The sequence below is a fragment of the Janthinobacterium foliorum genome (assembly GCF_978021625.1).
This window is the reverse complement of the sequence record NZ_CDXDQE010000015.1, coordinates 31,365-54,031: the sequence shown is the minus strand read 5'-3', so window position 1 is coordinate 54,031 and position 22,667 is coordinate 31,365. Positions and strand designations below refer to the sequence as shown.

At 64.9% G+C, this 22,667-nt stretch carries 20 protein-coding genes and 1 pseudogene; 9 read left to right on the top strand and 12 right to left on the bottom strand.

Annotated features, from left to right (window positions below; all coding sequences use genetic code 11):
- The first annotated feature begins 60 nt into the window (after window positions 1-60).
- Complete coding sequence (locus ACZ92H_RS24770; RefSeq protein WP_131374021.1) at window positions 61-825, top strand: SDR family NAD(P)-dependent oxidoreductase; 765 nt, start codon at window positions 61-63, stop codon at window positions 823-825.
- Window positions 826-1,371: 546 nt separating this feature from the next.
- Window positions 1,372-1,797 carry a VanZ family protein gene (locus ACZ92H_RS24765; protein ID WP_465051370.1) on the top strand — a complete coding sequence of 142 codons (426 nt, stop codon included), beginning with the start codon at window positions 1,372-1,374 and terminating at the stop codon, window positions 1,795-1,797.
- Window positions 1,798-1,820: 23 nt separating this feature from the next.
- Here the strand turns inward: ACZ92H_RS24765 and ACZ92H_RS24760 are convergent, their stop codons facing one another.
- Window positions 1,821-2,111 carry a hypothetical protein gene (locus ACZ92H_RS24760; protein WP_131374023.1) on the bottom strand — a complete coding sequence of 97 codons (291 nt, stop codon included), beginning with the start codon at window positions 2,109-2,111 and terminating at the stop codon, window positions 1,821-1,823.
- Window positions 2,112-2,317: 206 nt separating this feature from the next.
- Here ACZ92H_RS24760 and ACZ92H_RS24755 point away from each other — a divergent pair, with 206 nt between their 5' ends.
- On the top strand, window positions 2,318-2,845 hold the full coding sequence (locus ACZ92H_RS24755) for a hypothetical protein (RefSeq protein ID WP_465051369.1): 528 nt from the start codon (window positions 2,318-2,320) through the stop codon (window positions 2,843-2,845).
- Window positions 2,846-3,282: 437 nt separating this feature from the next.
- On the opposite strand, the gene ACZ92H_RS24750 is transcribed toward ACZ92H_RS24755, so the two are convergent.
- Window positions 3,283-4,431: a M24 family metallopeptidase gene (locus tag ACZ92H_RS24750; RefSeq protein WP_465051368.1), complete on the bottom strand. Its 1,149-nt coding sequence runs from the start codon at window positions 4,429-4,431 to the stop codon at window positions 3,283-3,285.
- A gap of 207 nt (window positions 4,432-4,638) precedes the next feature.
- A complete protein-coding gene (locus tag ACZ92H_RS24745; protein ID WP_465051367.1) occupies window positions 4,639-6,150 on the bottom strand; it encodes a dipeptidase in 1,512 nt (503 codons plus the stop codon).
- Window positions 6,151-6,358: 208 nt separating this feature from the next.
- On the opposite strand from ACZ92H_RS24745, the gene ACZ92H_RS24740 reads away from it, so the two are divergent.
- Window positions 6,359-7,357, top strand: coding sequence for an LLM class flavin-dependent oxidoreductase (locus tag ACZ92H_RS24740; RefSeq protein WP_131374035.1), 999 nt, complete (start codon window positions 6,359-6,361; stop codon window positions 7,355-7,357).
- 304 nt (window positions 7,358-7,661) lie between these two features.
- Window positions 7,662-8,873 carry an MFS transporter gene (locus ACZ92H_RS24735; RefSeq protein ID WP_131374037.1) on the top strand — a complete coding sequence of 404 codons (1,212 nt, stop codon included), beginning with the start codon at window positions 7,662-7,664 and terminating at the stop codon, window positions 8,871-8,873.
- A gap of 115 nt (window positions 8,874-8,988) precedes the next feature.
- Here the strand turns inward: ACZ92H_RS24735 and ACZ92H_RS24730 are convergent, their stop codons facing one another.
- The 6 genes and pseudogenes from ACZ92H_RS24730 to ACZ92H_RS24705 all read right to left on the bottom strand — a co-directional run bounded on the left by ACZ92H_RS24730 (window position 8,989) and on the right by ACZ92H_RS24705 (window position 16,404).
- Window positions 8,989-10,632 carry a M28 family peptidase gene (locus ACZ92H_RS24730; RefSeq protein WP_465051366.1) on the bottom strand — a complete coding sequence of 548 codons (1,644 nt, stop codon included), beginning with the start codon at window positions 10,630-10,632 and terminating at the stop codon, window positions 8,989-8,991.
- Between the two features lie 137 nt (window positions 10,633-10,769).
- Window positions 10,770-11,606: an HDOD domain-containing protein gene (locus tag ACZ92H_RS24725; RefSeq protein WP_131374041.1), complete on the bottom strand. Its 837-nt coding sequence runs from the start codon at window positions 11,604-11,606 to the stop codon at window positions 10,770-10,772.
- Between the two features lie 121 nt (window positions 11,607-11,727).
- Window positions 11,728-12,804, bottom strand: a complete 1,077-nt coding sequence (locus ACZ92H_RS24720; RefSeq protein ID WP_465051365.1) for a BMP family ABC transporter substrate-binding protein — start codon at window positions 12,802-12,804, stop codon at window positions 11,728-11,730.
- An 83-nt stretch (window positions 12,805-12,887) separates the two neighbouring features.
- A complete protein-coding gene (locus ACZ92H_RS24715; RefSeq protein ID WP_465051364.1) occupies window positions 12,888-13,817 on the bottom strand; it encodes an ABC transporter permease in 930 nt (309 codons plus the stop codon).
- Window positions 13,810-14,885, bottom strand: a pseudogene (locus tag ACZ92H_RS24710) (ABC transporter permease). The gene ACZ92H_RS24715 and the pseudogene ACZ92H_RS24710 overlap by 8 nt, the downstream one beginning before the upstream one ends.
- Window positions 14,878-16,404: an ABC transporter ATP-binding protein gene (locus tag ACZ92H_RS24705; RefSeq protein ID WP_465051363.1), complete on the bottom strand. Its 1,527-nt coding sequence runs from the start codon at window positions 16,402-16,404 to the stop codon at window positions 14,878-14,880. The pseudogene ACZ92H_RS24710 and the gene ACZ92H_RS24705 overlap by 8 nt, the downstream one beginning before the upstream one ends.
- A 379-nt stretch (window positions 16,405-16,783) precedes the next feature.
- Between ACZ92H_RS24705 and ACZ92H_RS24700 the strand changes: the two genes are divergently transcribed.
- The 3 genes from ACZ92H_RS24700 to gluQRS all read left to right on the top strand — a co-directional run bounded on the left by ACZ92H_RS24700 (window position 16,784) and on the right by gluQRS (window position 18,969).
- A complete protein-coding gene (locus ACZ92H_RS24700) occupies window positions 16,784-17,647 on the top strand; it encodes an outer envelope protein (RefSeq protein WP_465051362.1) in 864 nt (287 codons plus the stop codon).
- Between the two features lie 78 nt (window positions 17,648-17,725).
- Window positions 17,726-17,944: a hypothetical protein gene (locus ACZ92H_RS24695; RefSeq protein ID WP_465051361.1), complete on the top strand. Its 219-nt coding sequence runs from the start codon at window positions 17,726-17,728 to the stop codon at window positions 17,942-17,944.
- A gap of 107 nt (window positions 17,945-18,051) precedes the next feature.
- Window positions 18,052-18,969, top strand: coding sequence for a tRNA glutamyl-Q(34) synthetase GluQRS (gene gluQRS, locus ACZ92H_RS24690; RefSeq protein ID WP_465051360.1), 918 nt, complete (start codon window positions 18,052-18,054; stop codon window positions 18,967-18,969).
- Window positions 18,970-18,996: 27 nt separating this feature from the next.
- On the opposite strand, the gene pcaF is transcribed toward gluQRS, so the two are convergent.
- The 3 genes from pcaF to ACZ92H_RS24675 are packed head-to-tail and all read right to left on the bottom strand — an operon-like array spanning window position 18,997 to window position 21,517.
- Window positions 18,997-20,199 carry a 3-oxoadipyl-CoA thiolase gene (pcaF, locus tag ACZ92H_RS24685; RefSeq protein WP_131374050.1) on the bottom strand — a complete coding sequence of 401 codons (1,203 nt, stop codon included), beginning with the start codon at window positions 20,197-20,199 and terminating at the stop codon, window positions 18,997-18,999.
- Window positions 20,196-20,855 carry a 3-oxoacid CoA-transferase subunit B gene (locus ACZ92H_RS24680; protein WP_465051359.1) on the bottom strand — a complete coding sequence of 220 codons (660 nt, stop codon included), beginning with the start codon at window positions 20,853-20,855 and terminating at the stop codon, window positions 20,196-20,198. The genes pcaF and ACZ92H_RS24680 overlap by 4 nt, the downstream gene beginning before the upstream one ends.
- Window positions 20,852-21,517 (bottom strand): 3-oxoacid CoA-transferase subunit A, encoded by a 666-nt coding sequence (locus tag ACZ92H_RS24675; RefSeq protein ID WP_131374052.1) that lies wholly within the window; start codon window positions 21,515-21,517, stop codon window positions 20,852-20,854. Before ACZ92H_RS24675 ends, ACZ92H_RS24680 begins: the two co-directional genes overlap by 4 nt.
- 328 nt (window positions 21,518-21,845) lie before the next feature.
- On the opposite strand from ACZ92H_RS24675, the gene ACZ92H_RS24670 reads away from it, so the two are divergent.
- Window positions 21,846-22,583: an IclR family transcriptional regulator domain-containing protein gene (locus ACZ92H_RS24670; protein WP_465051457.1), complete on the top strand. Its 738-nt coding sequence runs from the start codon at window positions 21,846-21,848 to the stop codon at window positions 22,581-22,583.
- The last annotated feature ends 84 nt before the right edge of the window (window positions 22,584-22,667 follow it).

Here is a 22,667-nt window from a genome sequence, read left to right as displayed (position 1 = left end):
GATTAAAATCTGCCATTGCCGCGCACAATGGCAGCGCGCCCCAGCCACCGAGGAGAACACATGAAACTAGTCAATAAAACCGCCATCGTCACGGGCGCCACGCAAGGCATCGGCCTGGCCTGCGCCAGCCGCCTGATCGCCGAAGGCGCGCACGTGATGCTGGTCGACATCAAGGAAGAAGGCGCGCAGGCGGCCGCCGCGCTGGGTCCGCAGGCGCGCTTCTTCTGCGCCGACGTCAGCCAGAAGGCGGATGTCGACGCCATGCTGAAGGAAACCCTGGCCCGCTTCGGCCACATCGATATCCTCGTCAACAACGCGGGCGTGACGCATGCGGCCGATTTCCTCGACGTCTGCGAAGACGATTTCGACCGCGTCATGCGCATCAACCTGAAATCGATGTTCCTGTGCGGCCAGGCCGTGGCGCGCGAAATGGTCAAGCGCAACAGCGGCTGCATCATCAACATGTCCAGCGTCAACGCGGAACTGGCCATCCCCAACCAGGTGCCGTACGTGGTGTCGAAAGGCGCCATCAACCAGCTGACCAAGGTCATGGCCCTGAACCTGGCGCCGCACGGCGTGCGCGTCAACGGCATCGGCCCCGGCACGATCCTGACGGAACTGGCCAAGCAGGCAGTGCTGTCGAGCCCGCAAGCGCGCCACACGATCCTGTCGCGCACGCCGCTGGGCCGCTGCGGCGAACCGGAAGAAGTGGCCGGCATCGCCGCCTTCCTGGCCAGCGACGACGCCACCTACATGACGGGCCAGACCATCTATGTCGACGGCGGGCGCATGGCGTTGAACTACACGGTGGCCGTCAAGGATTGAGAGGGAAGAGGGACAGTTATATCAAAAAACGATAATGGATATCTGAAAAGACCATTAGACACATATCGTGCGACGCAGCATAATGCACCTGTCTCCACTATTCTCCTCCAAGAAAATAGTTTTAAGCCCGCTTTCACCAGCGGGCTTTTTTTTTTGCTGTCACTCCTGAAACATGGCCAGATCGACCACGGCCGCCCGCTTCCAGCACAAATAAGCATTCCGCAAAAAAAATGTTGCGTCGTGTCATAGCCCCGTCATTTTCGCCCCCTATACTTGCTTCATCTGCTGTACAGGCAACCGATATGCCTGACTACAGACAGGTGTGCCGCCATGGCACACCACTCCCTTTCAGGACCGTGGCGCCGGCAGGCCGGGCGACATGGTTAGTACCGAGCAACTCTCAACTCTTGACCCATTTCATTTGGGTTTTTGGCCCGCGCCCCCGCGGGCCTTTTTTTTGCCTGAACGGAAAGCTCTTGCGCAAAAACAGGAAGCCACGCGAGGCCCATGATATGGTTGCGGCTTTCCCCTACTTTCTCACGCGCCATGCCCGCCACACTGCTGCAACTCTGCTTTGCCGACCACTACCGGCGCCTGCGCTACCGCACGGCGCTGGTGCTGTACCTGCTGGTCATCTTGATCGGCGACATCCCGGGCGTACGCGCCGACGTGGGCGAATATGCGTCGGGCGGCGTGCTGCACTCGTTCGGCTATGGCGTGCTGACCCTGATCCTGTTCAGCGGCACGGCGGGCGGCATGGCGCGCCGCGCCCTGCTGTCCCTGCTGACGGTGGCGGCCATGGGCGCGCTGGATGAGTTCATCCAGAGTTTCCTGCCCTACCGGCACGGCTCCGTGCACGACTGGCTGGTCGATATTGCAGCCGCGGCGGTGGTGTCCCTGCTGCTGACGTTCCTGTGGCCGCGGCTGGTCAACGCCGCCTTGGGCAAGACGGCGCCCCTGCCCGAAGCCTGAGCCTGCGCAAGGCGCGGCCAGCGTCAGCTGCGGTCCGTTTCGCTGACCAGCAATTCCAGCGGCAACTGGCCCTGGCTGCTGCGCGCGCCCTGCGTGCCCAGGCGCCGCAACAGCGCGCGCGTCTCGCGCCGGCCATGCGCGCCCACGGCGCGTGCCGCATCGCGCTGCATGTCCAGCAACTGCTCCGAGCGCGCCACGCGCACCAGCCCGTGCAAGGCCTGGGCCAGCACGTGGCGCGCACGGGCATCGTGGGCGGCGCCGCCGACGGCCAGCACCAACTCATCGATCAGTTTTGCGGTAGGACCTGATGACATTTTTTCTCCTGGTTGAGCAGTGAGGAACGGTGCGAGCACACCGAACATCACAATACCAAGCACAACAGTTGTCCAGTTGATCTAGCTCAATCAGCAATGACAGCCATCGAACGTCTCCCACTCCCCGTGTTCTTACAAGCAGCAATCGCCGCTATCCGCATCACCACGGATGCTGATCATTTGTGCCCGACCATGAGGAGACCAAGATGAGATCGAAAAACACCCTGCTGCTGGCTGGCGTTCTGTGTACCCTGCTTGCCGCCTGCCATTCCACGGACGACACTACGATGGCCCGCAGCACCAGCGGCGAGACCTACGCCGCACCGGCCGGCACCACGCCCGCCGGTCGCACGGCCAGCACCACCAGCAGCAGCGCCGGCGATACCGGCAACGCCATGAGCAGCAGCACAACTGGCAACACGAGCAACAATATGGGCAACAGCGCGAGCAACAGCGCGAGCAGCGATACAGGCCAATCCGGCCTGAACATCAGCTCGGCCACCGTGCAATCGATCGATGCCGTACCGCGCGGCATGGATCAGAGCAGTGGCGACATGCAGGCGGGCAGCTCTGGCACTGCCGGCACCACGTCGAGCGCCACGGGCAGCATGATGTACCGCGTTACCCTGCGCCTGGACGACGGCACGACGCGCACCTTTGTGCAAAATACCCAGCCCGCCTTCCAGATCGGCGACCGGGTCAGCGTGCAGCGGGGCGTGATGCAGCGCTACTGATATCGCCGCGCCAAGCCGATGCCCGACACGCGCGTCCGCGCACTGCCGCTGCCGGGCACGCGGACGGCGGGGCGAACGATTGCAGAGGGCCGGGGTTCGGCTTGGGTTCGAGAGCGCTGGTACGCGATGAGGCTGCATTTCCATGCGTCTGCATTCTCATTTCATATGAGTGCATATGAGTGGATGTACGAGCCTGCATTCTCATTTCGCATGACTGCGTATCACTGCGTATGCGTCTTTTCTTAATTTCATATACGCCATATACGCTTATTTCGAGCTAATTTCGTATGCTTCCGCGCATGTGTCCGCGTATGCGTCCGCATATGAGTCCGCGTATGAGTCCGCGTATGCATCGCATCTGCATCTGCATTCCGCATCTGCGTCTGCAATCCGGTACGCGTACTCCATACTCGCCACGCGCACGGCCACATGCAAGCCTAAGCCAGCGCCAGCGTCAGCGGCCGTCGGCGTCCCTGCACCACGGCCGACGGCCAGGATGGATCGTGCGTCAGGTTGTGCAATTGGCCGCCGTCGAGCAGGAAGGTATCTTCCACCGTGCTGCCGGGCAAGCTGGGATGGAAGGCCAGGGCCATGCCGCGCTTGAGGAGGATTTCCGTGTGCGCACCGGCCGCCACTTCCGGCGCCAGATAGCCGTGGATGCCGCCCTGGCGCCGGGTGCGCACCGTGTCGGGCTGTCCCGCATAGGCATAGGCGCTGTCGAGCGCGTGGTACACCATGCTCAGTGCATGGCCCGTCTCGCAAGCGTCGAGCGCCACGGCTTCCAGCGCCAGCATGGCGGCATCGGCATCGTCCATGGCGTGCGCGGCGCCACTGACACCGCCAATGCCGCTACTGGCGGAGTGCGGCGCGGGAGCGAAGCGCCGTTGGCGGCTCAGGCTGGCGCACAGGCCGAAGCGCCGCGCGCACAGGGCCAGCACGGCCTGCGTGCCAAGCATGACATGGGCGGGCGGCGCGCGGTGGTAGCGGCGCTGGCGATCCGCGCCGCTGGCCAGCACATGGACGGCTTGCAAGCCGCGCAACCACAACGCCCGCACGCAGGCGGCAGCCAGTTCCTGTTCGCTCCAGTCGGGGCGGGCCTGGCGCAGCGCATCCGCCGCCGCGCCGGCGGCCAGCTGGCCCACTTGCCGGTAGCGCAATTGCTCCGACTCCAGCAACACCAGCCGCTCTTCGCGCAGGCAGACGGGCAGGCTGCGTTCATGCAAGCCCGGCCGGTCCGACAGGACGGGAGCGCCGCCGGCCGCATGCTGCACGAAATGCTCGCGCAATTCGTACAGCTGCGGCTGCATCCAGGGCGACACTTGCCACGTCCACGGCCCGCGCACTTCTTCTTCGCGCATGCGCGCAGCTTCCGCCTCATCGGTGAGGATGTAGGCCGCATCGCGCGTGACCAGCACTTCCGCACAGCCGCACTCGGCCGTCTGGCAATGGCTGTTCGATGCGCCCGCCGTGGCCCAGGCAAACCAGTCCACGCCACGCAGGCGTACGGCCCCCGCCCGTTCCTGTTCCAGCCAGCCACGCATCTGCGCCAGCTTGTGCGCCACTTCCAGTTCCAGCGGCCAGTTCATGACGGCGCTCCTGCCCGCCACCTCGCCACTGACCACGCCCGCGACCACACTGTATGCTGTTGATGCATGACTGCCCCCTTGCGTACCTGGAGACGTAAGACCCGCATCCGCTAAAAAAGTTCGGCCCTTACGTCTCTTTCATCTCAGGCTTGCAGTCTATGACTTCCGCTTATTTTTTCAAGCGGCTATTTGACCAATTTCAAGCGGCTATTGGGCCAATTCGATGAGCACGGCCGTGTACATCTGCAAGTTCAGCAGCAACTGTTTCTCCGTGATGAATTCATGTTCGGAATGTCCCGTGTACACGGTGTGCGGCATGGCCGGGCCAAAGCTGACGGCGTTCGGGAACAGCCGCGAATTGGTGCCGCCGCCGATGGCCACCGGCTGGGGATGGGCGATGCCCGTGTAATGTGCGAAGACGGACAGCAAGGTGGGAATCTGCGGCGCCGCCGTCTGCAGCCACGGCTCGCCGATCTGCGCCTGTAAAGTGGCCGGCACCTGGCGCCGCGCCTTCCAGCCATCGAAAGCGGCCATCACTTGCCGCTGCAGCACGTCGGCTGCCTTGCCTTGCGGACGGCGCAGGTTGATGTTCAGTTCCAGCTCGCCGCCATGCTGCTTGAGCACCGTCGGCGCCACCGTCATCGGTCCCATGAAGCCATCGCGGTAGGCGATCTGGCCAAAGCGCTCACCGTAGATACCCGTGCCCACCAGTTCATTCAGGAACGACAGCATGTCGGCCGCCTGGGTGCCCTGCCACGGCTGCACGGCCAGCGCATCGGCCAGCATGCTGATGGCGTTGACGCCATCTTCCGGTTTCGACGAGTGGGCCGACACGCCCAGCGCCGTCACCGTCAAGGTGTCGCCTTCGCGGGCATAGCTGTAGCGCATGCCCTGTTGCTGCGATGCCCGGGCGCGGATCGCCGCTTCCAGCGCCAGCGGCGCGCGCGTGATGACGGCTTGCGCGTCTTCCGGGATCTGGCTGGCGAAAAAGCCGCCCGTCAAGCTCGTCAGCACGGCACCGCCAGCGGACGGCATGGCCGTGCGTTGCGGCAAGGCCAGCTTGATGGAACCATAGCCCTTCTCGGCCGTCACCACCGGGTATTCCGCGTCCAGGGTGATGTTCACTTGCGGCGGCGTATGGGTCTTGAGGAATTGCTTCAACGGTTCCCAGTCCGATTCCTCGGCCATGTAGACGTACAGCTCGATGCGCTTGCTCAGCGGCACGCGCTTGTCCTGGATGGCCTTCATCGCGTACAGGGCCGTGGCGATGGGCCCCTTGTCGTCTTCCGTGCCCCGTCCCACCAATTTTCCCGGTTCGCTGGTGCGGTCCAGCTCGAACGGCGAGCGGACCCATTTGGCGGGATTCACGGGTTGCACGTCGCCATGCGTGATCACGCCCACGCGCTCGCTGCCGCTGCCCATGCCGATCACCACCACGTGGCCGTGGTCGTGGAAATCAAAGCCCAGGCGCCGCGCCTCTTGCGCCAGGTAGCGCTTGAAGCCCGTGTGCTGGGGATTGTCGGCGAATGGCACGGCCGGGTCTGCCACCGTATTAAAGCTGATCATCTGTGCCAGGCTGGCGATCAGCGGCTCGGGATAGGTGGCCAGCGCGTAGCGGGCCGTGTCCTGCGCCAGCGGGCTGACGGGAGCGGCGTGAACGGAGACAGCGGAGGGGATCAGCAAGCTGAAAAGGGACAGGCGGGCGAATTTCTTGAACATGGGGCGGCATGGAAAATAGGAAGGCCCACTCTAGCATTCCCCTGCCCGCTTTCCAATCAACACGAGTTTTTTACCGATCAGTACGCAAAATCCCGATTCGCATTATGATGTGCGCAAGCTGTCTTTCCTGCCATGGCTGACCCTGCTGCCATCAGGGAATAGACAAATCGTCCATTGTGATTTCTCACCACGTCCCGATATCGCTACCATGATCCCATTTTCCATACTCGACCTGGCCCCCATCGCCGAAGGCAGCGACGCCAGCCAGTCGTTCAAGAACACCCTCGACCTGGCGCAGCACGGCGAACGCTGGGGCTACAACCGCTACTGGCTGGCCGAACACCACGGCATGCCCGGCATCGCCAGCGCCGCCACGGCGGTGGTGATCGCCCACGTGGCTGCCGGCACCAAGACCATCCGCGTGGGCGCGGGCGGCGTGATGCTGCCCAACCATTCGCCGCTGGTCATCGCGGAACAGTTCGGCACCCTGGAAGCGCTGCACCCGGGCCGCATCGACCTGGGCCTGGGCCGCGCGCCCGGTTCCGACCAGACGACGGCGCGCGCCCTGCGCCGCGACTTGCAGTCGGACGCCGAGCAGTTCCCGCAGGACGTGCTGGAGTTGATCGACTATATGTCCGACGAGCCGCGCCAGCGCGTGCTGGCCGTGCCCGGCAAGGGCGCGAAGGTGCCAGTGTGGATACTCGGGTCGAGCCTGTTCGGCGCCCAGCTGGCCGCCCACCTGGGCTTGCCGTACGCGTTCGCCTCGCACTTCGCGCCGCAAATGATGATGCAGGCCGTGGCATATTACCGCGAGCATTTCAAGCCATCGAAGCAGCTGGCCAAGCCGTACGTGATGCTGGGCTTTAACGTGTTTGCGGCCGATACGGATGCCGAGGCGCACCTGCGCGCCACCTCGATGCAGCAAGCCTTCGTCAACCTGCGCACGGGCCGCCCGTCGCGCCTGCAGCCGCCCGTGCCCGGCTACCTGGAGCAGCTGGGCCCGCAGGAACGCGCCATGCTCGATTCCGTGCTGTCATGCACGGCCATCGGCGCGCCGGACACCGTCAAGGCGAAGATGGCCGCCTTCATCGCCGAGACGGGCGCCGACGAGCTGATGATCACGTCGCAGATCTTCGAGCACCCGCACCGCTTGCGCTCGTATGAGATCACGGCGCAGGTGCATGCGGAACTGGCGCAACGTTCATAAAAAACGCTTTCTAAGCTGTCGCGAGCGGCAGTCAGTTGTGGATGAGACGCGGCACTGTGCGGATGCATGGCGCCGCCGGGGCGGCGAGCATCGCAGGCCGCAAGCAACGACGAACAGCAGGTTGAGAACCCGTTTTGTCTTTCTCCCCCGGTATATCCCCATATACCCTTTTCCCGGCCGTCGGCAACGATCGCCGGGATTTTTTTATCCGGCGTGCGCCGCAAAATCGGGCACCTCCGGCAAGAAATGCGCAGCCCCGCTATGATGCTCATCCAAAAGCGTCATTCCAAGAAAGTTGTCTCGCATGAAATCCGCACCAACGACCGTCGATGCCAGCACCCTGCTGACGTCGACCCGCATCCTTCTGTTCGCCCTGTCCGCCGGCGTGCTCGTCGCCAGCCTCTACTATGTACAGCCGCTCACGTCCATGCTGGCCGCCTCGTTTGGCGTCAGCGTGCCGCAAGCCGGCTACCTGGTGACGGCCACGCAGATCGGCTACGTGCTGGGCATCGTCTTTTTAGTCCCGCTCAGCGACGTGCTGAACCGCCGCAAGCTGCTGACGTGGATGCTGATCGCCAAGATCGGCGCCCTGCTGCTGGCCGCCACCAGCCAGAACATTGTCGTCTTTGCCATCGCCAGCGTCTTGATGGGTATTACGTCCAGCGCCCTGATGGTGGTGACGGCCATGGTGGCCTCGTATGCGCCCGATCACAGCCGGGGCCGCATGGTGGGCACCGTGATGACGGGCTTGTTATTGGGTATCTTGCTGGCGCGCACCGTGTCCGGCACGGTGTCGCAGATCAGCGGCGGCTGGCGCACCGTGTATGTGCTGGCCGCCATCGTCGTCGCGGCCCTGCTCGTCATGCTGCGCCGCATCCTGCCGAACGAGGCGCCACGGGGCACGCTGCAATACGGCAAGCTGATGGCCTCGCTGGCCGACATCATCCGCCAGGAACCGCTGCTGCGCCAGCGTGCCCTGTTCTCGGGCCTGGGCCTGGGTACCTTCAGCGTCTTCTGGACGGGCCTGACTTTCCTGCTCAGCGGCGCGCCGTACCACTACTCGGAAATGCAGATCGGCCTGTTCGGCCTGGCGGGCGCCACCGGCGCATTCGCCGCCAACACGGCGGGCCGCATGGCCGACCGCGGCTATGCGCGCCAGGCCACGTGGCTGCTGGCCGTCGCTTCCATCGCGGGCTGGGCCCTGATCGGCTTTGGCGCCCATTCGCTGGTGCTCTTGTTGATTGGCATCGTGCTGCTGGACATGGGCGTGATGGGCCTGCAAGTGACGCACCAGTCCATCATCTATAAGCTGGCGCCGCATGCGCGGGCGCGCGTCACCACCGTCTTCATCGCGGGCGGCTTCATCGGCGCCTCCGCTGGCTCGGCGCTGGCCAGTGCCAGCTATGCGGCCGGCGGCTGGCCAGCCCTGTGCATGGTGGGCGGCGCCATGCCGCTGTTGATGCTGCTGGTGTGGAGCAAGTACCGCCACACGCAGCGCAGGCTGGAACGGGTGTAGGTCGGATTAGGACCGCAGGGCTGTAATCCGACTACATTGTTGGCACGGACCATGGTGTTGTCGGATTACGCTCTGCGAGCTAATCCGACCTACGCCTGATCCGACTTGTTCTCCCTTATTTGGCGGCCTGCTCGCGCGCCTTGCCAAACGCGTCGCCCGCCTTCCAGGCCGGCATCGCCGCGCCATTCGCCACGGCTTGTCCCAAATTCAGGGTGAACTGCGCCTGCTGCGTCATGCCGGACAGATCCCAGCTGGCATCGTACTCATCGGTCACTTGATGGTAGCGGGGGCCATACGCGGCCGCCTTGGCTTTCGACGCTTCCACGTCCTTGATGTATTCGCGCCCGCCATTGATGGAAAACGCGGGCACGCCTGCCTTGGCAAAGCTGAAATGGTCGCTGCGGAAGTAGCCGCCCGCCAAGTCGGGACGGGCTTGGGCGATATGCATGCCCATCGACTTGGCCACCTTGGCGGCGATGGCGCCCAGTTCCGTGCGCTCGCTGCCTTGCGCGCCAATGTCGTGCGTGGCGCCGACAAAGTTCAAGCTGTCCAGGTTCAGCGCGGCCGCCGTCTTGTTCAGCGGCCACAGCGGATCGGCCGCGTAGGCGGCGCTGCCCAGCAGGCCCTGCTCTTCGGCCGCCACCCACAGGAAGATCTGCGTGCGCTTCGCAGGTTTCTTGACGGCTTCCTGCGCCATGGCCAATAGCCCCGCCGTGCCGGAGGCATTGTCGACGGCGCCGTTGTAGATCGTATCTCCGCTGTCTCCCTGCTTGCCCAGGTGGTCCCAGTGACCGCTGTAGATGACGGCTTCATCCTTGAGTTTCGGGTCCGTGCCCGGCACCATGCCGGCGATATTGAACTGTTCCACCTTGCGCACGGCCGACTTCATTTCACCCGACAATTTGGCATCGAGCGCGACAGCCTTGAAGTCCTTGCTTTCCGCTTGCGCGCGCAAGGCGTCCAGGTCCTGGCCTCCGGCCGCAAACAGGCGGCGGGCCGCGTCTTCCGTGATCCAGCCTTGCAGCGGCGTGCCCGCCGTGCGGTCCGCCAGCTGGAACCGTTCGCTGCCGCTCCAGCTGTTCTGCACCACGCTCCACGCGTACGATGCGGATGGCTTCGTATGGATCAGCAATACGCCAGCGGCGCCCTGGCGTTTGGCTTCCTCGAATTTATACGTCCAGCGGCCGTAATACGTCAGCGCCTTGCCGGCGAAGCGGTTCGGCTCGGCAGCGGTCGGCTGCGGATCGTTGACCATCATGACGACGATCTTGCCTTTGACATCGGTCCCCTTGAAATCGTTCCAGCCCTCTTCCGGCGCCGTGATGCCATAGCCGACGAACACCAGCGGCGCGTCGAACGCATGCGCGGCAACGGAATCGCCCGTGGCCCAGACCCAGTCCGGGCCGAACGCCAGCGGCACGGCCTTGCCGCCCGCCACGGCCTGCAGGCTGCTTTCCGCAGGCAGCGACTTCACGCCGGCGATCTGCACGCTCTGGCGGTAGCTGTTGCCGCGCACGGGCTGCAAGCCGGCCATCAGCGCCTGCGTTTCCAGGTAAGCCACCGTCAGGTCGGCGCCGCGCTGGCCCGTGCCGCGGCCTTCCAGTAAATCGTTCGACAGGAAAGCCAGGTGGGCGCGCAGCGGCGCTTCCTGCACGATGGGCAAGCCGTGCGCGGCAGGCGCTGCGGCGTGCGCGGAAAACGCCAGCGCCAGGCTGGAAGCGAGCGCCGTGACGGCCAGGGAAGAGAACAGCTTCTGCATAAGATCCTTTTGATAAGAGGAGGAAGTCAGTCCGGCGGATAGCCGAGCCGGCGATTGTATGCCATGGGGCAAGCGCAGCAAAATGCGGACGAAAAAAATCCCCGCGGCAAGGGCGGGGATGGGCGATGGAAGCGGCGTCAGACCAGCAAGGCGGCAGCCAGCGATTCGATCTCCTCGGCCGATTCCTCGAGGATGGTGTGCAGGGTGCTGCCGCCGATGCCGAAGTCGATCATCGCCGCCGCCTGGCGCCGCGCGGCGCTTTCCGGCGGATGCAGGGGCGAGCCGACGGGCGCCAGGTCGTTCGCCAGCACCAGGGTCGCGCCCAGGGTGCGCGGCGGGAACGGGCTGCCGCCATGCCACATGCCTTCCACGGCTTGCAGCACCAGGTCCGGCACTTCCAGCTGGCGCAGCACGCCGCGGCCGATCAGCTTTTCGCCGTATTCGATCCAGTCTTCCGTATTGTCGTCCAACAAACCGGGGTACTCCTCGGCGCGCGACAGCAGATAAAAGCCGCCCACTTCATGCACGATGGCGGCAAACATGGCCGTTTCCACGTCCACGTGCGTGACCTTGCGGGCGATCACCTGGCTCAGCGCTGCCACATGGGCCGTGTGTTCCCACAGCTTGGCCGCCTTGGCGCGCAATTGCGGATCGGTAATCTGGCTGCCCAGCTGGCGCACGATGACGGACGCCACCATCGATTTCAGGGTGGCAAAGCCCAGGCGCGACACGGCGGCGCGCACATTGGCGATTTCATTGCCGGAACGGTTGTAGGCGGCCGAGTTGGCCAGCGCCACGACGCGCGCCGACAGCAGCGGCTCGGCCATGACCATGCGGGCGGCCGCTTCGATATGGCAATCGGGGTCGTCGAGCGCGTCCTGCAGCTTCAAGGTGGCCTTGACGTTGGCGGGGAACGTCAGCTCGCCCTTGCTCGCTTGCAGCGCGATAATCTTGAATACTGCCAGTCTATCCATGGATCAATCTCCGGTACGGGCTTCTTCAGCCTCTGCAGTGTGGATGGGCCGGGAATGCGCATGTACTCCCGGCCCTGCTCCCGTTTCCGGCAATATTACAGCAAGTTTATACTCAAACCTATTACTTTCCGGAAACTTTCCCGGCCACGCCTTCGACAAAATAATCCATCTTCGTCAACGCCGCATCGTCCAGCACGCCTTTGTCCAGGCGCACTTTGCCGTCGTTGTCCTTGATGGGCGCACTGAACGGATTGAGCTTGCCAGCGACCAAGTCTTTCTCACGCGCCAATACAAACTGTTTCACGTCGGCGGGCACGGCGGCATTGATGCCTTCCAGCTTGACCATGCCATCCTTGATGCCGCCCCAGGTGCTGCTGCTTTTCCACGTGCCGTCCAGCACGGCCTGCGCCTGTTTCGTATAGTACTCGCCCCAATGGTGGGTCACGGCGGCCAGCTGCGCCTTCGGCCCGTACTTTTTCATGTCCGAGTGGTAGGCGATCGCATACTTGCCCTTCTCTTCGGCGGCCTGTACCACGGCAGTCGAGTCCGTGTGGTGCGTGACCACGTCGGCGCCCTGGCCGATCAGGGTGATGGCCGCGTCCCGTTCCTTGCCCGGGTCGAACCAGCTGTTTACCCACACAACCTTGACTTCCGCCTTCGGGTCGACGCTGCGCATGCCGCGCGTAAAGGCATTCACGCCCTGCAACACTTCCGGGATGGGAAATGCCGCCACGTAGCCCGCCACATGGGTCTTGCTCATCTTGCCGGCCAGCACGCCGGCCAGGTAGCGGCCTTCATAGAAACGCGCATTCGTATTGGCCACGTTGGGTGCCGTCTTGTAGCCCGTCAAGTGAATGAACTTCACGTTAGGAAATTGCTTTGCCACTTTCAAGGTGGGATTCATGTAGCCGAACGAGGTCGTGATGACCAGCTTGCTGCCCGTTTGCGCCAGGTCGCGGATCACCCGTTCCGCATCGGCGCTCTCCGGCACGTTTTCCACATATTTGGTGGTGATCTTGTTGCCCAGCGCCTTTTCCATTTCCTTGCGGGCCAGGTCGTGCTGGGTGGTCCAGCCCGCATCGCCGATGGGACTGATATACACGAAGCCGATATTCAGCGGCGCTGCAGCGGGCGCGGCGGCCATGGCGGGCATCAACACAGCACTGCAGACGGCGGCGCACAATAGTTTCTTGGACATGGTTTTCCTTGTGATGGCCCCCCATCGGAAAGACAAAGCACGACGCGCCGCGGGGGAAGACGGCGCGCCTACGCGCGGCAGGGCTAAGCGCCCGGATTAAAATGCTTGCCCAGCGAAGCGGGCATGTTCAGCTTGATGTAATTGGCATTGCTGGAAATGAGCACGAGCACGACGATGGCCGCCACATACGGCAGCATCGACAGCAGCTGCGAGGCGACAGGCACGCCCAGCGCCTGCGCGTGGAAGGTCAAAATCGTGATGCCGCCGAACAGGTAGGCGCCGCCCACCACGCGCGCGGGGCGCCAGGTGGCAAAGGTGGTCAGCGCCAGCGCGATCCAGCCCCGTCCCGCCACCATGCCCTCGACCCACAGCGGCGTGTAGACGAGCGACAGGAAGGCACCGGCTAGGCCGCAGCAGGCGCCGCCGAACAGCACGGCCGCCAGGCGGATGCGCCGCACCGGATAGCCCAGCGCATGCGCGGAAGCGGGCGACTCGCCCACGGCGCGCAGCACCAGTCCCGCCCGCGTGCGGTACAGGAACCAGGCGATGGCCACGCACAGCAGCAGCGACAAATACACCATCGGATGCTGGCGGAACAGGGCCGGCCCCAGCACGGGTATGTCTTCCAGGAAGGGGATGCCGAAGCGGCCATTCTGCAAGCTGTTGCCCACATACTTCAAGCCGATATACGTGGAAGCGCCCGCGCCGAACAGCGACAAGGCCAGGCCCGTCGCATACTGGTTCGTGCCCAGCCACACGGTCAGCCAGGCAAAGAAGCCGGACAAGACCATGCTGGCGAGCGCGCCCGCGAGGAAGCCCAGGGTCGGGCTGCCCGTGTTGACGGCCACGGCAAAGCCCGCGATGGCGGAGACCAGCATCATGCCTTCCGCGCCCAGGTTGACCACGCCCGCCTTTTCATTCACCAATAAACCGAGGGCGGCCAACATCAGTGGCGTGCCCGCATTGATGCTGGCGGCGACCAGGGGCGCAATGGTGAGTGCCAGGTTATCCATGTTTTCTCCAGCGCAGTTTATATTGGATCAGCACATCGCAGGCGAGCAAGGCGAACAGCAGGATGCCCTGGAATACGCCCGTGATTGCACTGGGCAAGCCCAGGCGCGATTGCGCCAGTTCGCCGCCGATATAGAACAGGGCCATGACGAAGCTGGAAAAGACCACGCCCACCGGATGCAGGCGTCCGACAAAGGCGACGATGATGGCGGCAAAGCCGTAGCCGGGCGACACCGTGGGCGTCAGCTGCCCCATCGGCCCCAGCACTTCGCAGGCGCCGGCCAGGCCCGACAGCGCGCCGCAGATCAGCAGGGACGACCACAAGGTCTTGCGCGAGGAAAAGCCCGCATAGCGGGCGGCGGCCGGCGCCATGCCTCCCACGCGCAGGCGGAATCCCGCAATGCTGCGCGACAGATACAGCCAGCCGCCCAGCGAGGCCAGCACGGCGAACACGATGCCGATGTGCAAGCGCGTATCCGTCACGATCGTCGGCAGCAGCAAGCCGTCCGACAGCAGTTTCGATTGGGGAAAGTTAAAACCTTCCGGGTCGCGCAGCACGCCGTACACCAGATAGCTGAGCAGTAATTGGGCAATGTAGACGAGCATCAGCGAGACGAGGATTTCGCTGGCGTGGTAGCGGTCGCGCAGCCACGCCACCAGTCCCGCCCACGCCATGCCGCCCGCCATGCCGGCCAGCAAGGACACGCCGATGAGGGCCGCGCCGCCCACGCCATCGTCCAGGTACAGGGCCGCCGCGCCGCCGCAGATGGCGCCCAGGGTCAGCTGCCCTTCCGCGCCGATGTTGTAGATGTTGGCGCGAAAGCAGATGGCCAGCCCGACGGCGATCAGCAGCAGCGGCGCCACCTTGAGGCCAGCTCGGACCAGCCGTGCGCGTCGCGCAAGGGTTCCACGAAAAAGACGGCCAGGCCGGCCAGCGGATCGTGTCCCAGCGCAAGAAACAACAGCGCGCCGCACAGCACGGTAAGCAGCACGGCCAGCACGGGCGACAGCCACGACATCAGCCGCGACGGCGATGGGCGGGCTTCCAGGCGCAAGGCGAACTTAGCCATGGACAGCCTCCTGCGGCCACAGCCCGCTCATCCACTGCCCCACCTGGGCCACGCTGGCCTCGGCCACATCGAGCGACGGGGAAATTTTCCCTTTCGCCATCACCAGCAGGCGGTCGCTGATATCGAACAATTCATCGAGTTCCTCGGACACCACCAGCACGGCGCAGCCGGAGTCGCGCAGCGCCAGCAATTCCGCGCGGATCTGCGCGGCCGCGCCCACGTCCACGCCCCAGGTGGGCTGTGCCACCACCAGCACGGCGGGTTCGCGCATGACTTCGCGGCCAACGATATATTTCTGCAAGTTGCCGCCCGACAGGCTGCGCGCCAGCGCCTGCGGGCCGCCTGCCTTCACCTGGAAGCGGGCAATGATGGCGGCTGCGCGCTGTGCGATGACCTTGTGGCGCACGAAGCCGTGGCGGATGGTGGCGGGTGTCTGCAAGCTGAGCAGCACATTGTCGGCCAGCGCCATGTCGGGCACGGCGCCGCGTCCCAGCCGTTCTTCCGGCACGAAGCCCAAGCCCAGCGCGCGCCGCCGGCCCGGCGTCAGGTGCCCTGCCGGCGTGCCGTTCAGGACGACGCTGGCGGGGGCCGCGCGCGCATCCTCGCCCGACAGCGCCGCCAGCAATTCCTGCTGGCCATTGCCGGACACGCCCGCGATGCCGACGATCTCTCCCGCGCGCACGTCGAAGCTGATACCGCGCAACTCGGTGGCGAACGGGTGGCTCTTCGGCAAATTCAGTCCCTTGACGCTGAGCATGACGGCACCCGGCGTGCGCGCCACGCGCGTGACGGCCGGCGGTTCGGCGCCGATCATCATGCGCGACAGGCTGGCCGCCGATTCCTGCGACGGGTCGCACACGCCCGCATTCTTGCCTGCGCGCACCACCGTGCACGTGTGGCACAGGGCTCGGATCTCGTCGAGCTTGTGGCTGATGTAGAGGATGCTGCAGCCCTCGGCCGCCAGCTGGCGCAAGGTGGCAAACAGTTTTTCCACGGCGCCCGGCGTCAGCACGGAAGTGGGCTCGTCAAGGATCAGCAGTTGCGGCTTGGCCAGCAAGGCGCGCACGATTTCCACGCGCTGGCATTCGCCCACGGACAGGGTGTGCACGTGGCGCTGTGGTTCCAGGTCCAGGCCGTACTGGCGCGCCGTCGCCTCGATGCGCTGCGCCAATTCCGTCATGTTGGTACCGGCGGGCAAACCGAGGGCGATGTTTTCCGTCACGGTCAAGGTATCGAACAGGGAAAAGTGCTGGAACACCATGGCGATGCCCAGCGCGCGCGCGGCCGCCGGGTTGGCGATGTCCACCTCGCGGCCATTCCACAGGATGCGCCCGCCATCGGGCTGCACGGCACCATAGATGATTTTCATCAAGGTCGATTTGCCGGCGCCGTTTTCGCCCAGCACGGCATGGATCTGTCCGGGCGCGACGTTCAGGTGGATGCCGTCGTTGGCCACCACGGCCGGGTAGCGCTTGCTGATATCGAGTAACTCCAGGCGTGCCGTCATTGTTTTTTTCATGCCTCGCTGCGGGGTAGCCGGCATCGGCGCCGGTGGAAAAACTCAAGCTTCTGTCTCTATCGTATCGGCATCCGCCGTGCTTGGGGACACGGCGTGGCGGCGTGCATTTCCATTTCCTCAAAAAAACAACACCTGTATACAATTTTGAAAAAAATTATCAGCTTTACAGCAGCCGCCTTGCCCCGGGAGCGCGGGAAGGTGCGATGATTATATGCAGTAAATGATACCAAGTATGCAAATAATACATATCGTTCGGCGCGGCGATTCTCGCATCATGGATTGAACGGCGCGCAATTGGCCCCATCGCAGCGCATCGTGTGCGCTACGTGCCCCGCCATCCGCATTACCCATTTTTCCACACCGCCATCAGGAGCCGAAAGTGCCAAAAACCATACCGTGTCTGTTGCTCTGCCTGACTACCACCCTGGGAGCGGGCGCAACCGCCCAAGCCGCCGAATGGAGCGATACGGCGCTGAGCTGGCGCGCCGGCAATGACTACCGCGAACCGTTCAACCCGGACGACATCAAGAAAAACATCTTTGCCATCACGCACGCCAGCGGCTACAAATACGGCAGCAATTTCGTCAACCTCGATTTCCTGATGTCCGACAGCAAGGACCCTGGCGCACTGGGCAAGACATCCGGCGCGCAGGAAGCGTATCTGGTGTACCGCAACACCATCGACATCGGCAAGGTGCGCGGCAGCGACATCAAGTTCGGTCCCGTGCGCGGCGTCGGCGTCACGCTGGGCTTTGACGTCAACACCAAGAACGACGTCGGCTACAACTCGCGCAAGCGCATGCTGGTGGCCGGCCCCACCCTGATGTGGGACGTGCCCGGCTTCTTCAATACCAGCCTGCTGTTGCTGCGCGAAAGCAATGCCCCCAGCGGCGCCTTCCCGCCCATCTCGCAGGTGACGGGCCGCTACACGTACAAGACGCATGCCATGCTGACGGGCGCCTGGGCCATCCCGCTGTCGCCGCTGTTCTCGTTCGAAGGTTTCTTCAACCTGATCGATTCCAAAGGCAAGGATGAAGTGGGACGCGATACGGCGGCGGAAACCAATATCGACATGCAAGTGATGTTCGACGTGGGCGCGGCCCTGGGCAGCGCCAAAAACACCTTCCGCGTGGGCCTGGAATACCAGTACTGGAAGAACAAGTTCGGCAACTCGGCCGCCACTACGGGCAACGTGGGCCAGACGGCGAAGACGCCGATGATACGCGCCGAGTACCATTTCTAAAATTCATTGTCACGTATCAACACCCACGTTCGCGCCTGATGCCAGCATGAAGCTTTGCATCTGGCGGAGAGCGCGACCGTGGCCGAACATTTCGCCTTCGACCCGGCCGGCAACCTGCTCTATGCGGCGCCTGCCGCAGGCACTGTACTGAAACGCTGCGGCGATACCGAGTACGCCTACGACGAGCAAGGCAGGAAAATAAAACGAACTCAATGGCGTGAAGTAAATGTCCCCCATTACTGCCAGGAAGAGAGCGCGGAATTTTTCAGTGCAGCAGAACACTTGCTCATCCACTAAGCTGTCGCCCAATTTGACACGCCTCGTTCGTTCCCCGATACTGGACTTCAAACCACAGCCCACTTCACGAGCGCAGACTACCTGTGTAGCCGCCTGCGCCAGCACGAATGAACAGTTCTCCCCGCACGCCCCCCTACATCGGCCGCTTCGCCCCCTCCCCCTCCGGCCCTTTGCACATGGGCTCGCTCGTTGCCGCCATGGCCAGTTATCTCGATGCCAAGGTGCATCGCGGCACATGGCTGCTGCGCATCGAGGACCTGGACTATGACCGCAATGTCGAGGGCGCCGACGCCGGCATCCTGGCCAGCCTGCAGCGCTGCGGCATGCACTGGGATGGCGAGGCGACATGGCAAAGCCGGCGGCTGCCGCTGTACGAGGCGGCGCTGAAGCAGTTGCAGGAGGAGGGGCTCGTGTATCCGTGCGGCTGTTCGCGCAAGGAAATCCAGGATTCGGTGCTGCAGGCGGGGCTGGCGAAAAATGGCGCGACGGTGTATCCGGGCACCTGCCGACATGGCCTGGCGCCGGGCAAGGCGGCGCGCGCCTTGCGCTTGCGCGTGCCGCAGGGAGATGCTGCCGTCTACGGTTTTACCGACCGCTGGCACGGGCCGCAGCGGCAGGACCTGGCCAGCGAAGTGGGCGACTTCATCGTGCTGCGCGGCGATGGCTACTGGGCGTACCAGCTGGCCGTGGTGGTCGACGACGGCGCGCAGGGCATTACGCAGGTGGTGCGCGGGGCCGATTTGCTCGACTCGACGCCGCGCCAGCTGTATCTGCAGGACGCCTTGCACCTGCCGCATCCCGGCTTCCTGCACGTGCCCGTCGTGACCAACGACAGCGGTGAAAAACTGTCGAAGCAGACAGGCGCCCTCGCCTTCGACACGGGTACGGATGCCGGCGCGCTGCTGGCGTCGGCCCTGCAGCCGGCGGCCCGCTTCCTGGGCCTCGACGTGCGCGCCGACAGCGTCGAAGGATTCTGGCAACGCGCCATTCCCGCCTGGGAGCGGCGCCTGGCGCAACTGGCCTGAGCCAGGCAGGCCAGGCGCGCCAGCGCGTCAGACGCGCTCGATGACGATGGCGATGCCCTGGCCAACGCCGATGCACATGGTGCACAGCGCATAGCGTCCGCCGCTGCGGTGCAGCTGGTACATGGCCGTCGTCACCAGGCGCGCGCCGCTCATGCCGAGCGGGTGGCCGAGGGCGATGGCGCCGCCATTCGGATTGACGCGCGGATCATCATCGCGCAGGCCCAGCATGCGCAGCACGGCCAGCCCCTGCGAGGCAAACGCTTCATTCAATTCGATGACATCCATTTGATCGAGGGTCATGCCCAGCTGCGCCAGCACCTTTTGCGTGGCGGGCGCCGGGCCGATGCCCATCACGCGCGGCGCCACGCCGGCCGTCGCCATGCCGACGATGCGCGCCTTCGGCGTCAGGCCGTGCCGCGTGGCCGCCTGCGCGCTGGCCAGCAGCAAGGCGCAGGCGCCGTCGTTGACGCCCGAGGCATTCGCCGCCGTGACGCTGCCGTCCGGGCGCACGACGCCCTTCAACCTGGCCAGCGCCTCCAGGCTGGACTGGCGCAGGTGTTCGTCGTGTTCGAACAGCAGCGGCTCGCCCTTCTTTTGCGCGAGCTGCACGCCGACGATTTCCTGCGCCAGGATGCCATCGGCCTGCGCCTGCGCCGCCTTGCGCTGGCTGTGGAAGGCAAACAGGTCCTGGTCGGCGCGGCTGATGGCGTAGTCGTCGGCGACGTTTTCCGCCGTCTCCGGCATGGCGTCCGTGCCGTACAGCCGGCGCATCAGCGGGTTCGGGAAGCGCCAGCCGATGGTGGTGTCGTAGATGGCCGCGTTGCGGGCGAAGGCCGTGTCGGCCTTGCCCATGACGAAGGGCGCGCGCGTCATCGATTCGACGCCGCCGGCCAGCATCAGCGCGCAGTCGCCCGAAGCGATGGCGCGCGCGGCGCTGCCCACGGCATCCATGCCGGAGCCGCACAGGCGGTTCACGGTGGCGCCGGGCACTTCCTGCGGCAAGCCGGCCAGCAGCGCCGACATGCGCGCCACGTTGCGGTTGTCTTCGCCCGCCTGGTTGGCGCAGCCGTAGATCACGTCGTCGATGGCGCTCCAGTCGACGGACGGGTTGCGGCGCATCAGTTCACGCAATGGCAGCGCGCCCAGGTCGTCGGCGCGCACGTCCTTCAGCGCGCCGCCGTAGCGGCCGATCGGGGTGCGGATGGCGTCACAGATAAAAGCGTCGTTCATGCGGATTCTCCTGGCAGCGGTGGCAGCAGCGGCGCGCCGGTGCGCGCCTGCAGCTCGTTGAAATCGAGGCCCTCGGCCATGGCGCACACGCGCAAGCCGTCCGGCGTGACGGCCAGCACGGCCAGGTCGGTATAGATGCGGTCGACGCAGGCCACGGCCGTCAGCGGATAGCTGCACTGCGCGACGATCTTGCTGTCGCCCGACTTGGTCTGGTGGTCCATCATGACGAAGACCTTGCGCGCGCCCAGCGCCAGATCCATGGCGCCGCCGACGGCGGGAATCGCGTCCGGCGCGCCCGTGTGCCAGTTGGCCAGGTCGCCGCCAGCGGACACCTGGAAAGCGCCCAGCACGCAGATGTCCAGGTGGCCGCCGCGCATCATGGCAAACGCGTCGGCGTGGTGGAAATACGCGCCGCCCGTCAGCAGGGTCACCGGCTGCTTGCCGGCGTTGATCAGGTCTTCGTCTTCCTCGCCCGGCGCGGGCGCAGGGCCCATGCCCAGCAAGCCGTTTTCGCTGTGCAGGAACACTTCGCGGTCAGCCGGCAGGTAGTTGGCGACGCGGGTCGGCAAGCCGATGCCCAGGTTGACGTAGGCGCCGTCGGGAATGTCCTGCGCCACGCGGGCGGCGATTTCATCGCGGGTAAATGGTGTGATCATGCTTGCTCCCTGACAACGCGTTGCACATAAATGCCGGGCGTGACGATCACTTCCGGATCGAGTTCTCCCAGCGCCACCACATCGTGCACCTGGGCGATGGTGCAGGTGGCCGCCGCCGCCATGATGGGGCCGAAATTGCGCGCCGCCTTGCGGTACACCAGGTTGCCCCAGCGGTCGCCGCGGTGCGCCTTGATCAGGGCATAGTCCGCATGGATGGGCAACTCGAATACGTACTGGCGGCCATTGATCAGGCGCGTTTCCTTGCCCTCGGCCAGCAAGGTGCCATAGCCGGTGGGCGTGAAAAAGCCGCCGATGCCGGCGCCGGCGGCGCGGATGCGCTCGGCCAGGTTGCCTTGCGGCGTCAGTTCCAGCTCGATCTTGCCGGCGCGGTACAGGGCATCAAATACCTGCGAATCGGCCTGGCGGGGAAACGAGCAGATGATCTTGCGCACGCGGCCCGCCTTGAGCAGGGCCGCCAGGCCCGTTTCGCCGTTGCCGGCGTTGTTGTTGACGATGGTCAGATCGCGCGCACCCTGCGCGATCAGCGCATCGATCAGCGCGGCCGGCATGCCGGCGTTGCCAAAGCCACCGATCATGATGGTGGCGCCATCGGGAACATCGGCCACGGCCCGTTCCAGTGATTCATATATTTTATCGATCACGATATCGTCTTTCCGCTGAAGGTCCTGCTTGTCAATTCATCCAATTTGTTCGATAATCGAACAAATGTTTTATTACCGCACAAATTAGTGTACCCACGTGCGGCCGTCGCGGTCAAGCGAAACATGGGGAACACAAACGGCGGCCACTCGACTAGAATCATCCGGCCACTGCGGCACGCCGCGGCGTGCGCGCCACCATCCAACCAAGACCATGCCCAAACCAGCCATCCAACGCCCCGGCAGCACGCCGTCCGACACCCCCGCCGCGCAGGAAGCGGCCGAACCCAGCATCGCCGAACAGATCGATGCGCTGACCGATCCCAATTTCATGACCTCGCTGGCGCGCGGCCTGGCCGTGCTGCGCACCTTCAGCGATTCGCGCCGCCCCCTGACCATCGCGCAGATCAGCCAGAAGACGGGCATTCCCCGCGCGGCCGTGCGGCGCTGCCTGCACACGCTGCAGCAGCTCGGCTATGCGGAGGCGGAGATGAACAATTTTTCGCTGCGCCCGAAAGTGCTCTCGCTCGGCTATTCCTATCTGTCGTCGACGCCGCTGGCCGTGTCGTCGCAGCCCTGCCTGAACAACATCAGCCGCACCCTCAACGAATCGTCCTCGCTGGCCGTGCTCGACGACAGCGAAGTGCTGTATGTGGCCCGCTCGGCCACCTCGCGCGTGATGTCGGTGGCGCTGAACGCGGGCAGCCGCCTGCCCGCCTATTGCACCTCGCTGGGCCGCGTGATGCTGGCGCACATGGCGCCCGATGAACTCGACGCCTATTTCGCCCGGACCCGGCTGCGGCCGATGACGGAACGCACCGTGGTGTCGCCGGAGCAGCTGCGCCAGATCCTCGCCGGCGTGCGCCAGGACGGCTATGCCATCAATGACGAGGAACTGGAACTGGGGCTGCGCTCGATCGCCGTGCCGGTGCGCGGCGCCTCGGGCAAGGTGCTGGCCGCGCTGAACGTGGGCGCCCAGGCGGTGCGCGTCAGCGCCGCGCAGATGCGCGAGGAATTCCTGCCCGTGCTGCAGCGCGGCGCGCAGGAACTGTCCATGCTGCTGCCCTGAGGCGGGCGACAGGCATAAAAAAACCCGCCGCGGCGCGAGCCGTCGGCGGGTTGAAGCAGGCGCCGGCTTGCATGCCGGCGCCTG

Coding starts and splice junctions, on each gene's coding strand:
- ACZ92H_RS24770 (WP_131374021.1), top strand. CDS start 61: ATGAAACTAGTCAATAAAACCGCCATCGTCACGGGCGCCACGCAAGGC.
- ACZ92H_RS24765 (WP_465051370.1), top strand. CDS start 1,372: ATGCCCGCCACACTGCTGCAACTCTGCTTTGCCGACCACTACCGGCGC.
- ACZ92H_RS24760 (WP_131374023.1), bottom strand. CDS start 2,111: ATGTCATCAGGTCCTACCGCAAAACTGATCGATGAGTTGGTGCTGGCC.
- ACZ92H_RS24755 (WP_465051369.1), top strand. CDS start 2,318: ATGAGATCGAAAAACACCCTGCTGCTGGCTGGCGTTCTGTGTACCCTG.
- ACZ92H_RS24750 (WP_465051368.1), bottom strand. CDS start 4,431: ATGAACTGGCCGCTGGAACTGGAAGTGGCGCACAAGCTGGCGCAGATG.
- ACZ92H_RS24745 (WP_465051367.1), bottom strand. CDS start 6,150: ATGTTCAAGAAATTCGCCCGCCTGTCCCTTTTCAGCTTGCTGATCCCC.
- ACZ92H_RS24740 (WP_131374035.1), top strand. CDS start 6,359: ATGATCCCATTTTCCATACTCGACCTGGCCCCCATCGCCGAAGGCAGC.
- ACZ92H_RS24735 (WP_131374037.1), top strand. CDS start 7,662: ATGAAATCCGCACCAACGACCGTCGATGCCAGCACCCTGCTGACGTCG.
- ACZ92H_RS24730 (WP_465051366.1), bottom strand. CDS start 10,632: ATGCAGAAGCTGTTCTCTTCCCTGGCCGTCACGGCGCTCGCTTCCAGC.
- ACZ92H_RS24725 (WP_131374041.1), bottom strand. CDS start 11,606: ATGGATAGACTGGCAGTATTCAAGATTATCGCGCTGCAAGCGAGCAAG.
- ACZ92H_RS24720 (WP_465051365.1), bottom strand. CDS start 12,804: ATGTCCAAGAAACTATTGTGCGCCGCCGTCTGCAGTGCTGTGTTGATG.
- ACZ92H_RS24715 (WP_465051364.1), bottom strand. CDS start 13,817: ATGGATAACCTGGCACTCACCATTGCGCCCCTGGTCGCCGCCAGCATC.
- ACZ92H_RS24705 (WP_465051363.1), bottom strand. CDS start 16,404: ATGAAAAAAACAATGACGGCACGCCTGGAGTTACTCGATATCAGCAAG.
- gluQRS (WP_465051360.1), top strand. CDS start 18,052: ATGAACAGTTCTCCCCGCACGCCCCCCTACATCGGCCGCTTCGCCCCC.
- pcaF (WP_131374050.1), bottom strand. CDS start 20,199: ATGAACGACGCTTTTATCTGTGACGCCATCCGCACCCCGATCGGCCGC.
- ACZ92H_RS24680 (WP_465051359.1), bottom strand. CDS start 20,855: ATGATCACACCATTTACCCGCGATGAAATCGCCGCCCGCGTGGCGCAG.
- ACZ92H_RS24670 (WP_465051457.1), top strand. CDS start 21,846: ATGACCTCGCTGGCGCGCGGCCTGGCCGTGCTGCGCACCTTCAGCGAT.